Below are 13,454 nucleotides of genomic sequence, written 5' to 3'. Positions count from 1 at the left end.
GCCCCGCCGCAACCAGGGCGGCCCACCCCGCCGCCTCGGCAGCAGTGGGCGTCGGAGGGAGGTCGGTCGGATCTGGGCCGACCCGGTCCGGTCCGGCCGGAGCAGGGGCAGCCGCCGCACTTCGGCGATCGTCCGCACGAGTCGCGCCCGTTCGAATCCGGTGCTCCGCGTTGGGCGTCGGGGGAGCAGCGCAACGACGACCCCGCCGGGCCCGTTGACCGTTCTGCCCCGGAGACGCGGGGAGATGCTCCGTCGCGCCGACCCCGTGACGCGGGGTTCGACCCGCTCGATCCGAACTGGCACCCACCGCCGGAGTGACGGCGATAGCGGCCGCGGACAACCCGTTGGCCGGTCTCGGGGGCACGTCGCTACACTGGTGATCGCGTCGATCCGGCCATCACCGGGGAGCACCCGGAAGAACAGGACCCTCGGGGCCTCAGTAGAACCGGGCGGGTGTGGCCCGTGACAGCCGCAGAATCGAACGGCCTCGGCCGTCGCGGTTCGACGAGTGGCGCCGGCTTCGGCGCAAGCGGGGTGGTACCGCGCAGACCGATGGTGTGCGTCCCCGTGCCGATGAGACATCACCAGGCACGAGGAGACGAGCCGTGACCGACGCGACCGACCCGACCCAGACCGGACGGGTGTACCCGAAGGTCGACATGACCGGGGGCACCGGCCGGAGTGCGCCCGACTTCCCCTCGGTGGAACAGCGGGTCCTGCAGTACTGGGACGCCGACTCCACCTTCGCCGCGTCGATCGAGAACCGTGCCGACGCCGAGGAGTTCGTTTTCTACGACGGCCCGCCTTTCGCCAACGGGTTGCCCCACTACGGCCACCTGCTGACGGGTTACGTCAAAGATGTGGTACCGCGGTACCAGACGATGCTCGGTAAGAAGGTCGACCGTCGATTTGGTTGGGACACACACGGTCTCCCCGCCGAACTCGAGGCCGAACGCCAGCTCGGGATCACCGACAAGTCGGAGATCGAGAAGATGGGCATGGCCAAGTTCAACGAGTACTGCCGCGACTCGGTGCTGCGGTACACCGGGGAGTGGCGTGACTACGTGACCCGGCAGGCGCGTTGGGTCGACTTCGACAACGACTACAAGACACTCGATCTCGACTTCATGGAGTCGGTGATGTGGGCGTTCAAGGCGCTCTACGACAAGGGCCTGATCTACCAGGGCTACCGCGTGCTGCCGTACAGCTGGTACGAGCAGACGCCGCTGTCGAACCAGGAGTCCAAGCTCGACGACGCCTACCGCATGCGTCAGGATCCGGCGGTGACTGTGACGATGCCGCTCTCGGTGACCGACGGGCCGCTCACCTCACTCGACGGCGTGAATGCCCTGATCTGGACCACCACGCCGTGGACGCTGCCGTCCAACCTCGCGATCGCCGTCAATCCCGATGTCACGTACGTGCACGTCAGGGCGAGCGACGGTCAGGAGTATCTCCTCGCGGAGGCGCTCCTCGGGGCATACGGAAAGGAGATCGTCGACCCCGAGGTGGTCGGTACGCACCGCGGCGAGGATCTCAAGGATCTCCCGTACACGCCGCCCTTCGAGTTCTTCGCCGGCCATCCGAACTCGCACCGGGTACTGCTGGGCGATTATGTGACCACCGACAGCGGTACCGGGATCGTCCACCTCGCACCGGCTTTCGGTGAGGAGGACATGGATCTCGCGACCGCCAACGGCATCGAGGTGGTGCAGCCGCTCGACCCGGGCGGACGCTTCACCTCGCAGGTCCCGCCGTACGAGGGCCTCATGGTGTTCGACGCCAACCCGGTGATCATCAAGGACCTGAAGGCAACCGGGCGGATCCTGCGGCACGAGACCATCGAACACTCGTACCCGCATTCGTGGCGATCGGGCCAGCCGCTCATCTACATGGCGGTGCCGTCGTGGTTCGTCGCGGTGACCCAGTTCCGTGACCGCATGGTGGAGCTGAACAAACAGATCACCTGGGTGCCCGAGCACATCCGGGACGGCCAGTTCGGCAAGTGGCTGGAAGGCGCTCGCGACTGGAACATCAGCCGCAACCGGTACTGGGGTGCGCCGCTGCCCGTGTGGATCTCCGACGATCCGGAGTTCCCGCGCATCGACGTCTACGGCTCGCTCGACGACCTCGAACGCGACTTCGGGGTGCGCCCGGACAATCTGCACCGCCCGTTCATCGACGACCTCACCCGCCCGAATCCCGATGACCCGAGCGGAAAGTCGACGATGCGGCGGGTGCCCGAGGTCCTCGACTGCTGGTTCGAGTCGGGCTCGATGCCGTTCGCGCAGGTGCACTACCCGTTCGAGAACCGGGACTGGTTCGACGGTGGTGACGGGGAGGGGGGCGACTCCGCGAATGCGCCGGCACACAACCCGGGCGACTTCATCGTCGAGTACAACGGGCAGACACGCGGCTGGTTCTACACGCTGCACGTGCTGGCCACCGCGCTGTTCGATCGCCCGGCGTTCAAGACGGTTGCCGCGCACGGCATCGTGCTCGGCGACGACGGCCAGAAGATGTCGAAGTCGAAGCGCAACTACCCCGATGTCAACGAGGTCTTCGATCGCGACGGTTCCGACGCCATGCGATGGTTCCTCATGGCGTCGCCGATCCTGCGCGGCGGCAACCTCGTCGTCACCGAACGCGGCATCCGCGAAGGTGTGCGGCAGGCCTTGCTGCCGCTGTGGAATGCCTACAGCTTCCTGCAGCTCTACGCCGAGCGACCTGCGGTGTGGCGCACGGATTCACAGCATGTCCTCGACCGTTACATCCTCGCGAAGCTGGCGACGACGCGCGACGCGATGACCGAGGCGCTCGACATCTACGACATCGCCGGTGCATGCGATGCGTTCCGTGAGTTCGTCGAGTCCCTGACCAACTGGTACGTGCGTCGTTCGCGCGCGCGGTTCTGGGCGGGACAGGAGGAGGACTCCGACGCCTTCGACACGCTGTACACGGTGCTCGAAGTCGCGTGCCGGCTCGCCTCGCCGCTGCTCCCGCTGGCCACCGAGGCGATCTGGCGGGGGCTGACCGGAGAGCGGTCGGTGCATCTGACCGACTGGCCCACCGCCGATGAGCTGCCGGGCGATGCTGACCTGGTGAGCGCCATGGATCAGGTCCAGGCCGTGTGTTCTACGGCGTCGAGTGTGCGCAAGGCCAACAAGCTGCGCGTCCGCCTGCCGCTGTCGGGACTGACGGTGGCCTCGTCCACCGCGGAAGCACTCGAACCGTTCGTCGACCTGATCAAAGACGAGATGAACGTCAAGACGGTCTCGCTCGCCACCGACGCCAGTGCGTACGGCCGGTATGAGATCGCGGTGAACGCCCGTGCTGCGGGTCCGCGTCTGGGCAAGGACGTCCAGCGCGCGATCAAGGCCGTCAAGTCGGGAAACTGGTCGGTGCGTACTGCGGCGGACGGGTCCGAGATCGTCGACGCGGACGGGATCGAGCTCCACGAGGGTGAGTTCACGCGTCGTCTGGTCGCCGTCGAACCCGATTCGACCGCCGAACTGCCCGGCGGCGCGGGGCTGGTTGTCCTCGACACCGCGGTCACCCCTGAACTCGAAGCCGAGGGTTGGGCGAAGGACCGGGTCCGTGAGCTGCAGGACGCGCGCCGCAACCTGGGTCTGGACGTGTCCGACCGGATCGAGGTACGTCTCGTCGTGCCCGCGGAGCGCCTGGAGTGGGCGCAGACGCACGCCGACCTGATCGCGGGGGAAGTCCTCGCGGTGCGTTTCGACGTCACGGCGGATGCGCAGGCCGCAGCCGTCGAACTCGGGGACGGCGTCACGGCCGACATCACCAAGGCGGGCTGACCGTCGGTCGCTCCCGGACCTCCGGGAGCGACCGGCGACCCGGTTTCCCGGAACGCGCGGCTCAAAGTCGGGACCGGATGACGGACTCGCCCTGGACCATGGGGATCTCGCGGTAGCGTGTGGACCATTGTCACGAGTCGACACCGCAGCCCCTGGTGTGGACTCGCGGCGGCCCGGTCACGCGCGCGGGGCACCGTCCGAGTTCGTCGGCGGTGGGGCGCGATCGGCCGACGCCGACCCGCGCACCACGAGAGGCCCGACACCACCCATGACCGGCACCCACGTGGAACGGCGTATGGATCGGTCCGCCGATCCACGGCCACAGCTCTTCACTCTCGCCTACGAGATCTTGGGCTCCACGGCCGCGGCGGATGCGATCGTCACCGGTGCCGGTGACGGCCTGGTGGATGGCGACCGGCTCGCCCTCACCACGCTGGTCGCCCGGGCGGCGCTCGACTCCTTGCGGTCGAGACTGTGCGCCTGCGAGGACTACACCGGTCCGTGGCTGCCCGAGCCGCTTCTGCTCGACGATCCCGACCCAGCGCGCGATCCGATTCTGGCGGAATCGATCTCGACGGCGATGCTGCTCGTGCTGGAGTCCCTCGAGCCGGTGGACCGGGCGGTATACGTCCTCGCTGACGTGTTCGGTGTCGCCGACGCCGAAATCGCGACCATCGTCTGTTCGGCGGAAGCCGAGGTGCGGGAGACCGCTCGCCGTGTCCGGGCGCATGTCGCGGCGTGCAGGCCGTGTTTCGAGCCCGTCGACAGCGCCCGCGCCGAGGCCTTCGTCGACGAGTTCCTCTCCGTCGCCGAGTCGGGGAACGTCGACGACCTCATGGCCCTGCTGACGCCGGACGCCGTGCTCACCGCCGACAGTGACGGAAAGGCGATTGCCGTACGTCGACCCGTCCACGGCGCACTCGAGGTCGCGCGCGTGCTGTCGGGGTTCGCCCGGATCGGTGCCGTGGTCGACGACTATCGGGCCGACGCGTCGATGTTCAACAGCCAGCCGGGGATCACGGTCCATTACGAGGGGCGCCTGCAGTCGGCTCTGACCCTGCGCCTCGACGGCGGCCTGATCGACCATGTCTATGCCATGCGTAATCCCGAGAAACTCACGGTTGCAGATCGGCCGCACGCGGTCGCCAGATGACGTCGAGTTCGTATTGCTGCACGCGGGTCGAGCTTCACCGCCCCGTCGCGGGCCGTCAGGCGAACAGTGTCGCGAGGACGACGTCGACCTGGTGTCGGAAGAGTTCGTCCGGGTGGGTGAAGGTGTCGGCGCCGTACTGACCGAATGTCTCCAGGCTGATCGCGCCGATCAGCACGGCCCACAACGTGGTGGCCGCGGCCAGGACCTCCGCCGGTGTGTCGAGGTCGAACTCGTCGCGGATCGCGTCCATGTCCGCGGTCACCTCCGCTGTCGGAGGAGCCAGATCGCCACGTAGCTGTCCCTCGTGGTGCGCTGCGGCGCATTCGCGGAGGAGCAACGCCGGGATCCGCGTCCCGGGGCCGATGGTCCGGTCGCCCGGCGCGGAGTACCCGGGCACCGGGCTGCCGAAGAGGAGAGCCCACCGCGCGGGGTCGTCGAGAGCCCAGGCCCGGGCGGTCGCCGCGGCGACCCGCAGCCGATCCCGCCGTCGGGACGGCTCGATCGAGCCGACGGCCGCGTCGATCGCGTCCGCGATGTCGGTGTAGGCCTCCACCACCAGCATCGTCAGGAGTTCGTCACGGCTCGGGACGTATCGGTACACCGCCGAGGAGACGACGCCCATGTCGCGGGCGATGGCGCGCAGGGAGAGCCCCGCCGCGCCGTAGGTGGTGAGGTGCTCGCGTCCGAGGCGACGGATCTCGTCGGTCATCATCGCCCGGTTCTCCGCGCGGTTGCGTCCGGTGGCCATGGCGTCATCCTGCCATAAACGAGAGCGGTGCTCTTGATTTCTTGCTTCAGTGGGTGCACACTCAAACCGAGAGCGGCGCTCTCGAAATCAAAACCCAGTCGAAAGGCCTCCGATGACCACCACAGCCGGTCACTACAAAGCCCCGCACGGCGCCGATGCCGTCGTCAACCGCATGATCCGGTGGCTCGCCGATCGCGGCGTCAATCTCGCCGGCGCGCAGACGCTCACGGTGGTGGGCCGCCGCTCGGGGAACCCGCAGCGCGTACCGGTCAACGTGCTGCGCTTCGACGGCGGGGAGTACCTGGTCGCCGTGCGCGGCGAGACCCACTGGGTGCGCAACGCACGCGCCGCCGGCACGGTCGAATTGCGTCGTGGCCGTCGCCGCGTCGACGTCGCCCTGACCGAGGTGGACCCCGCTCGACGCACACCGATCATCCGTGAGTACCTGCGGCGCTGGGGGTGGGAGGTGGGACGTTTCCTGCCCGAAGGTCTGGATCCGAAGTCCTCGGACGCCGAACTCGCGGCTCGCGCCGGATTGATCCCCGTCTTCGCGGTCACCCCCGCTCACCGGACGCCGGGTCGGCGGACTCCGGCTCACTAGACTCGGACGGGTGCCGCGTCCCGAATCCGTTCCGACCGCCGGGGCCGACCCGACGCCGGGGTCGGGATCGCCGCGCCGCGAGCCCGACGAGCGGAGTCCGCGCTGGGTGATGCACCTCGACATGGATGCGTTCTTCGCCTCCGTGGAGCAACTCACCCGGCCGACGCTTCGCGGGCGACCGGTCCTCGTCGGCGGCTCCGGCGGTCGCGGCGTGGTGGCCGGAGCGAGCTACGAGGCACGGGTGTTCGGTGCGGGTTCGGCCATGCCGATGCATCAGGCACGCCGCCTGATCGGGCCCACCGGTGTGGTGATCCCGCCACGCGGAGCGGTGTACAGCGTGGTCAGCAAGCGTGTGTTCGCTCTGGTGCGCGAGGCGGTTCCGGTCATCGAGACGCTGTCCTTCGATGAGGCCTTCGCCGAGCCGGCGGAACTGGCAGGCGCCACCGTCGCCGACGCACGGGAGTTCGCCGAACGTCTTCGGAGCCGGATTCGGTCCGAGGTAGGCCTGGCCGCGTCGGTCGGGCTGGGCAGTGGCAAGCAGCTCGCGAAGATCGCGTCGGGGATGGCCAAACCCGATGGCGTGATGGTCATCCCGCCGTCCGGGGAGCGCGAGTTCCTGCATGCGCTGCCGGTCCGCAAGTTGTGGGGTATCGGCCCGGTGTCGGGAGATCGACTGGCGCGCTTGGGGATCACGACCATCGGAGACCTCGCCGCCATGTCGTCGGTCGAGGTGGCCTCGGTGCTCGGTGCCACCGTCGGACCCGCCCTGCACCGGCTGGCGCACGGCATCGACGACCGTCCGGTCGCCGAACGCGCCTCGGCCAAACAGATCAGCGCCGAGTCGACGTTCGCCGAGGACATCGTCGAACTCGACTCGTTGCGCCGTGCCATTCGCAAGGCGGCCACCGATGCCCACCGTCGCCTGCTGGCCGACGGCCGGGGTGCCCGAACCGTCGTACTGAAACTGAAACGATCCGACATGTCGATCCTGACACGTTCGGCGACCACCGCGGCCGCGACGACCGAGTTCGACGACCTCGAGCGCACGGCTCAGCGGCTGGCGCTCGATCCGCAGTCGGTCGGTGCGATCCGCCTTGTGGGCGTTGGCTTCTCGGGCCTGACCGCCGTCCAGCAGTACGCCTTGTTCGATGAGGTCGGAGCCGGGCCGGACGACGGTGTCGAGATGACTCATCACGACAGTGCCGAGGCGGGCGACACCGCCGGCGGTGTCGTGGTCGAGGTCGACGAGACGGTGGACGGCGGCCCCGGCGACGCGGACGCCTCGTCGGCGATCGCGGAGGAGCCGCCCCGTTTCGCCCCCGGTGGCAGCGCCCTGCCGAGTGGCCGGTTCGGCCCCGGCGCCGATGTGTCGCATCCCGACCACGGACACGGCTGGGTGCAGGGGAGCGGCCATGGCGTCGTCACCGTGCGCTTCGAGACCCGGACGACCGGGCCCGGACGCACTCGCACGTTCGCCGTCGACGACCAGGCACTTCGGCCGGCCGATCCGCTCGAGAGTCTCGACTGGGACGCATCCGGCGCGGAGTGACCACCGGACAGGACTCAGAAGCCCTGGCAGAGAAAGAAGTCGGCGATCTCGCCGCGATCGTGCCCGCCCGTGAGAAGTGCGATGAGGGCCATCCGGGCCTGAGGGGCTCGCAACCACGGTGACATGATGGTGCCGGCGCGCCGCAGATCGACCGCGCCACCCCCACCGCCATAGGTGGCCGTGACCTCGCCATGGGGGACACGGCTCGTCACGACAACGGTCAGTCCGTGCTGGACGGCCAGCGCGACCTCGGCGGTGACATCCGGGTGTGTGTTGCCCGAACCCGTCGCGGCGAGCACGAGGCCCGCCGCATTCTGCGCGACAGCGGCGGCGATCAGTCCGGGCGAGACGCCCGGATAGAGGGTGAACGAGTCGACACGCGCGGTCCGGCCCAGTGGGATCGGCCCGGGCAGCACCTGCCGGGGCAGACCGGGGTGCACGGTGTCGAATGCCGCGGGATCGGTGGTCGAGGTCTTGAAGACGCCGCGCGCCGGCAACACCCGACCGCCCAGGGCCACCACCACGCCGAGGCCGCGAGATGCCGGATCGGCGACCGTCGCGAGGGCCGCGGCGACGTTCGCGGGACCATCCGCGCCGGGGGAGTCGGCGGGCAACTGTGCGCCGGTGAAGACGACCGGGCGGTCGTCGGCGAGGTAGAGGTCGGCGAGGAACGCGGTTTCTTCCATCGTGTCGGTCCCGTGGGTGACGACGACGCCCAGCACCCTCTCGTCGGTGAGTGCGTCGCCGATCGCGCGAACAACCGTGAACTGGTCGGCCACCGACATCGCGGAGCTGTCCACTCGCATCAGGTCGATGCTGCGGACGTCTGCCCCGGCACTCCCCGTCGTCGACCCGGCAGGCGACGCCGACACGCTCGACACGAGCTCGGCGGCGCCCAGGGCCGGTACCGCCCCGTCGGCGGTCGTCTGTGCGGAGATGGTGCCTCCGGTGCTGATCAGCACGATGGTCGAGGGTCCCGAACCGGAGGTGGGTGTCATGGTGTCCAAGGGTCACCGGAACCGTCGAGGTGCGTCAAGCGTTGCCGGGTCGTCGGTGCCGGGTACCCGGCGGGTCGTCCGGTACCGCAGACCCGGAGACCGCGACGTTTGGCATAGTGGTGTGGGCTGTCGCCGGGTCGTCCCCGGCAGACACGTTCGCCATCGAGGTGGGAGAGTGCTCGTGAGCGCACCCCATGCCGAGAACACAGTGAGGGAGATCCTTGAAGTATCGGAAATTTCTGGGCGCGACCATGATCGCGGCAGCATTGATGACCACCGTCGCAGCCTGTGGGGGCGATGACGCCGATGCGCCACCCGCACCGACTCTGACCAGCTCCGACACGGCCTCGGCCGGCGGAGACGGGTCCGAGCTCACCAACGGCAGCAAGCCGCCGTCGATCGCCGCTTTGAACGAGATGGTGAGCCAGGCCGTCGACCCCGACGTCCCGCGGGCCGAGAAGATCCAGTTCGTCGAGGGTTCGGAGAAGGACCCGGCGATCTTCGACCAGTTGGTGAAGGCGCGTGCGGAGAACTCCGATGTCGACTGGGTCCTGGTCAACCCCGTGATCAGCGCAGGCCCCAACAAGGCTCGCGTCAAGGTGCGGATCGAGACCGCGGGCAACCCGCCGACCAATGCCGAGTCGACCATCGTGTTCGACGACGGACGCTGGAAGCTCTCGAACGAGACGGTGTGCAACCTGCTGGGCCTGTACCAGGTCCAGAGCGCCATGTGCTCGCCCGCGAGCTGAGTGCGCGCGCACAACCGAACAACTAACGCCAGGTGACGGACAACCCGGTCTGCTGAATCAGCGGGCGGGCCGGGTCCGCACCGACGAGCTCACGGGCTCCCCGATAGGTCGCCTCGCCGGCCACGGGGAGCCCGCGTGTCAGATCGACCGTCATCGTGCCCCGGCCCGAATAGGTGTAGCGGCTGATGGTGAGGCTGTCACCGCCACCGGGGATCGCGAAGACGGAGTTCACCGGCGACTCGTCCGAGGTGAACTCGATCGTCAGCCGGCTGCCCTCCCACGCGGTGAGTCGCGCCTCGATCGTCTGGGTCACGGTCGCCGCCGACGCGATCACCCGCTCGCTCCGCCACGACGCCCCGACCGCGATCGGCTCGGTCGGCACCGCGACGGCCGTGTTCATCGCCGACACCAGCGCCTGCTCGACCGCCAGCCGCGCCTCACCGCCGGCATCGGCGGCCGGCGCGATGCGCAGGGACACCGGCGCCAGCCCGGGTGCCAGGGTGAGCCCGGCCTTGCTCCCGGACATCGCCGAGAGCTGATCGTCGAGAGTCGTGTCCGGTGAGGTGACGGTGCCGAGGTCCATCTCCAGATTCGTCGGGTCGGCGCAGCCGAAGCGGGCCGTCAGCGGCATGTCGACGGTCTGCGCGTCCGCGCTTCCCGGCGAGGCCACCTCCGAGGTCGTCACGAGCGTGACCATCTGGGGCGTCGCCACGTCCGGAGCCGCCGCCGGCGCCCGGCGGTCTCCGGCGCCGGCGTCCAGGACGGTCACCGTCGCGGGCGCGATGGGCACGGGCGCCGCCCCCGCCGCACGCGACGCAGACTCCGTGGCACACGCCGCGGCGGTCGCCGAGGTGGATGGCGACGCCTCGTCCGATCCCGACGAGCATCCCGCGACCAGGACAGACAGCGCGGTGGCCGCGGCGAGCGACGAGACTACGGACCGGTTCACACGAGGACGCGGGGACACGGGTAGCCAGCGTATTCGACGAGTCGTGGACAATGATGCTGTGGATGACCAACCCCGGAAGGATCCGGAGCAGACGGATCGAGAGCTGACGGATCCGGACCAGACGGACCCGCGCGACGCCGGATCGCCGACAGCCGAGACCGCACAGCCCGGTGCCCCCGGCCCCGAGGAGCCCGGACCCGACGTCGAACAGGATTCCGCGGACGGCGCGCGGGGTCGGCGGTTCTCCCGCGTGACCGTCGCGGTGCTCGGTATCGCGGTGGTGATCCTCGGGCTCGACCAGCTGACCAAATCCATCGCGGTCGCCACACTCGATCCCCGCGATCCCGTCGAGATCATCGGCGACGTCGTCACCCTGCGCCTGGTCCGCAACAGTGGGGCGGCATTCTCGCTCGCCACCGGCTACACCTGGGTGCTCTCGATCATCGCGCTCGTCGTCGTCGTGGTCATCATCCGGTACAGCAGCCGGCTGCGCTCCCGGTGGTGGGCCCTCGGCCTGGCGCTCGTGCTGGGTGGGGCCATCGGCAACCTGATCGACCGCATCTTCCGCTCGCCGCAGGTCTTGCAGGGTCACGTCGTCGACTTCGTGTCGGTGGGCTGGTGGCCGGTGTTCAACGTCGCCGACTCGGCTGTCGTCTGCGGGGCCGTCCTCCTCGTCGTGTTGTCGGCCCTCGGGTTCGACTACGACGGCACCCGCACCGGGTGGGCCGCGCGCCGTGACCGGCACGACGCTGCGCGCACCAAGGGTGGCGCGCATGCGTGAATCCCGATTCCTCCCGGTGCCGGACGGCTTGGACGGGATGCGCGTGGATGCCGGCGTGTCCCGGATGCTCGGCCTGTCGCGCACCGTCGTGGCGACGCTCGCCGAGGACGGGGACGTGATCGTCGACGGTGCGGTGGTGGGGAAGTCGCACAAGCTCGCCGCCGGGTCGATGCTGCATGTGACCCTGCCCGAACCGGACGAACCCCTGCGCGTCGAGCCGACCCCGGTCGAGGATCTCGAGGTGATCTACCACGACTCCGACATCGTCGTCGTCGACAAGCCGGTGGGTGTCGCGGCGCATCCGTCGGTGGGCTGGAGCGGCCCGACCGTCATCGGGGCGCTGGCCGCCGCGGGCTTCCGCATCTCGACCTCGGGTGCGCACGAGCGCCAGGGCATCGTGCACCGGCTCGACGTGGGCACCTCCGGTGTCATGGTGGTGGCGGTGTCCGAGCGCGCGTACACCCTGCTCAAACGGGCGTTCAAGCAACGGACCGTCGACAAGGGGTACCACGCGCTCGTCCAGGGGCACCTCGATCCGCCGTCGGGCACGATCGACGCGCCCATCGGGCGCCATCGCGGCAACGACTGGAAGTTCGCGGTCACCGCCAACGGCAAGCCGAGCATCACCCACTACGACACCCTGGAGATGTTCGCCGCGGCGTCACTGCTCGACGTCCATCTCGAAACCGGTCGGACACACCAGATCCGGGTGCACTTCTCGGCGCTGCACCACCCGTGCTGCGGCGATCCGACCTATGGTGCCGACCCGGTTCTGGCGAAGAGGCTCGGACTCGAACGACAGTGGCTGCACGCGAGGTCCCTGGGGTTCGCGCACCCGGCCGACGGTCGCCAGGTGGAGTTCACGTCGTCGTATCCCGACGACCTGCAGCACGCGCTCGACGTCCTGCGCGAGACGTGATCCCCGGGGCCGCTCGACCAGCGGCTTCGGATCGCCGGCGACTGGGCGACAGACCGGCCGAACTCGCCTAGATTGAGGGGGTGCTCGAGCCGGGAACCCTCGTTGCCGGGTACCGCGTCGAACGGGTACTGGGTAGCGGAGGCATGGGCGCGGTCTTCCTCGCTCGCCATCCCGAACTCCCGCGGTACGACGCGCTGAAGGTCTTGAAGGCCTCGGCGGGACTCACCGACAGCAACTTCCGCCGGCGCTTCCTGCGCGAGGCCGAGGTGGCGGCAACCCTTGATCACCCCAACATCGTCACCGTCTTCAACCGCGGTCGCGCGAGTGTGCCGACGACCGCGAGGTCGGGTGCGGCATCGACGTCGGGGGAGTCGGACCTGTTGTGGATCGCGATGCAGTACGTGCCGGGGACCGACTGCGCGCGCGAGCTCGCGGGGCGGGGTCCGATCGCACCGCGTCGGGTCGTCCACATCGTGTCCGAGGTGGCCCGTGGCATCGACCATGCGAATCGCCGCGGCCTGTTCCACCGCGACGTGAAGCCGGCCAACATCCTCCTCGCCGAGGTCGACGAGGACTCCTCGTTCGACGAGCAGCGGGTTCTGCTGACGGACTTCGGTGTCGCGAAACTCTCCGACGAGACCGAGGCGCTGACGTCGGTCGGCACGGTCCTCGCGACCCTGTCCTATGCCTCGCCCGAACAGCTGACGGGTCGAGGTCTCGACGGCCGGACCGACCAGTACTCGCTTGCCGCCACCACCTTTCACCTGCTCGCCGGCCGGGTACCCTTCGACGACCGCGACAACGGCGCCGTCATCGGCGCTCATCTGAAGGAGCCGGTTCCCCGCATCTCGGATCTCGTGCCGGCCGTGCCGCCTGCGGCCGACGCGGTGATCGCGAAGGCGATGGCCAAGCGTCCCGACGACCGTTTCGCCAGCTGTCGGGAGTTCGCGGACGCGCTGGCGACGAGTCTGCGCAGCGTCCGGCCGCGCTCCGTCGCCGACCTCGACGCCGAGACGGTCCCGGGGACGCCACGACGCATGACCGCCCCGGGCGCAACGGTGCCGCCGCGGCCTGCTGCACGAGGCGAACCCGACCGCGGGCCGCGGGACCCGGCCGCCGCATCCTCGGCGGACGACGTCACGCTGCGCGCGACGCCGGGCCGTCCGGGACCGCGTCCCCCGGCCGGACG

11 protein-coding genes and 1 pseudogene are annotated in these 13,454 nt (G+C 69.5%); 9 read left to right on the top strand and 3 right to left on the bottom strand.

Features of this window, described 5'->3' with window-relative positions; translation table 11 throughout:
- The 3 genes and pseudogenes from MAY35_RS22970 to MAY35_RS22960 form a co-directional block, all read left to right on the top strand.
- A pseudogene (locus MAY35_RS22970) lies at positions 1-318 on the top strand (hypothetical protein); the annotation flags it as partial.
- Positions 319-659: 341 nt separating this feature from the next.
- Complete coding sequence (gene ileS / locus MAY35_RS22965; protein ID WP_245404441.1) at positions 660-3,818, top strand: isoleucine--tRNA ligase; 3,159 nt, start codon at positions 660-662, stop codon at positions 3,816-3,818.
- A 268-nt stretch (positions 3,819-4,086) separates the two neighbouring features.
- On the top strand, positions 4,087-4,971 hold the full coding sequence (locus tag MAY35_RS22960) for an RNA polymerase subunit sigma-24 (RefSeq protein WP_238423613.1): 885 nt from the start codon (positions 4,087-4,089) through the stop codon (positions 4,969-4,971).
- A 55-nt stretch (positions 4,972-5,026) separates the two neighbouring features.
- On the opposite strand, the gene MAY35_RS22955 is transcribed toward MAY35_RS22960, so the two are convergent.
- Entirely contained in the window at positions 5,027-5,719 is a 693-nt protein-coding gene (locus tag MAY35_RS22955; RefSeq protein WP_238423612.1) for a TetR/AcrR family transcriptional regulator, read from the bottom strand.
- A 112-nt stretch (positions 5,720-5,831) separates the two neighbouring features.
- Between MAY35_RS22955 and MAY35_RS22950 the strand changes: the two genes are divergently transcribed.
- Positions 5,832-6,320: a nitroreductase family deazaflavin-dependent oxidoreductase gene (locus MAY35_RS22950; RefSeq protein WP_238423611.1), complete on the top strand. Its 489-nt coding sequence runs from the start codon at positions 5,832-5,834 to the stop codon at positions 6,318-6,320.
- Between the two features lie 109 nt (positions 6,321-6,429).
- Positions 6,430-7,869 carry a DNA polymerase IV gene (locus MAY35_RS22945; protein WP_238423624.1) on the top strand — a complete coding sequence of 480 codons (1,440 nt, stop codon included), beginning with the start codon at positions 6,430-6,432 and terminating at the stop codon, positions 7,867-7,869.
- Positions 7,870-7,883: 14 nt separating this feature from the next.
- On the opposite strand, the gene MAY35_RS22940 is transcribed toward MAY35_RS22945, so the two are convergent.
- Entirely contained in the window at positions 7,884-8,867 is a 984-nt protein-coding gene (locus MAY35_RS22940; protein ID WP_238423607.1) for an asparaginase, read from the bottom strand.
- Between the two features lie 269 nt (positions 8,868-9,136).
- On the opposite strand from MAY35_RS22940, the gene MAY35_RS22935 reads away from it, so the two are divergent.
- A complete protein-coding gene (locus MAY35_RS22935) occupies positions 9,137-9,616 on the top strand; it encodes a hypothetical protein (protein ID WP_238423621.1) in 480 nt (159 codons plus the stop codon).
- A 22-nt stretch (positions 9,617-9,638) separates the two neighbouring features.
- Here MAY35_RS22935 and MAY35_RS22930 read toward each other — a convergent pair whose 3' ends face one another.
- Positions 9,639-10,583: a hypothetical protein gene (locus tag MAY35_RS22930; RefSeq protein ID WP_238423605.1), complete on the bottom strand. Its 945-nt coding sequence runs from the start codon at positions 10,581-10,583 to the stop codon at positions 9,639-9,641.
- A 40-nt stretch (positions 10,584-10,623) separates the two neighbouring features.
- Between MAY35_RS22930 and lspA the strand changes: the two genes are divergently transcribed.
- The 3 genes from lspA to MAY35_RS22915 form a co-directional block, all read left to right on the top strand.
- The gene (lspA, locus tag MAY35_RS22925; protein ID WP_374238007.1) at positions 10,624-11,346 is read left to right on the top strand and encodes a signal peptidase II; all 723 of its coding nucleotides are present in this window, start codon (positions 10,624-10,626) and stop codon (positions 11,344-11,346) included.
- Positions 11,339-12,265 carry an RluA family pseudouridine synthase gene (locus MAY35_RS22920; protein ID WP_238423604.1) on the top strand — a complete coding sequence of 309 codons (927 nt, stop codon included), beginning with the start codon at positions 11,339-11,341 and terminating at the stop codon, positions 12,263-12,265. The genes lspA and MAY35_RS22920 overlap by 8 nt, the downstream gene beginning before the upstream one ends.
- Before the next feature lie 80 nt (positions 12,266-12,345).
- A partial coding sequence (locus tag MAY35_RS22915; RefSeq protein ID WP_238423603.1) for a serine/threonine-protein kinase occupies positions 12,346-13,454 on the top strand: 1,109 nt, incomplete at its 3' end.

The sequence above is a fragment of the Gordonia sp. 'Campus' genome (assembly GCF_022206305.1).
Lineage (GTDB): Bacteria > Actinomycetota > Actinomycetes > Mycobacteriales > Mycobacteriaceae > Gordonia.
Note: the sequence above shows the minus strand (reverse complement) of the source record. Positions and strands in the feature narration are given on the sequence as shown.

Coding starts and splice junctions, on each gene's coding strand:
- MAY35_RS22935 (WP_238423621.1), top strand. CDS start 9,137: ATGACCACCGTCGCAGCCTGTGGGGGCGATGACGCCGATGCGCCACCC.
- MAY35_RS22955 (WP_238423612.1), bottom strand. CDS start 5,719: ATGGCCACCGGACGCAACCGCGCGGAGAACCGGGCGATGATGACCGAC.
- MAY35_RS22960 (WP_238423613.1), top strand. CDS start 4,087: ATGACCGGCACCCACGTGGAACGGCGTATGGATCGGTCCGCCGATCCA.
- MAY35_RS22950 (WP_238423611.1), top strand. CDS start 5,832: ATGACCACCACAGCCGGTCACTACAAAGCCCCGCACGGCGCCGATGCC.
- MAY35_RS22940 (WP_238423607.1), bottom strand. CDS start 8,867: ATGACACCCACCTCCGGTTCGGGACCCTCGACCATCGTGCTGATCAGC.
- MAY35_RS22920 (WP_238423604.1), top strand. CDS start 11,339: ATGCGTGAATCCCGATTCCTCCCGGTGCCGGACGGCTTGGACGGGATG.
- ileS (WP_245404441.1), top strand. CDS start 660: ATGACCGGGGGCACCGGCCGGAGTGCGCCCGACTTCCCCTCGGTGGAA.
- MAY35_RS22945 (WP_238423624.1), top strand. CDS start 6,430: ATGCACCTCGACATGGATGCGTTCTTCGCCTCCGTGGAGCAACTCACC.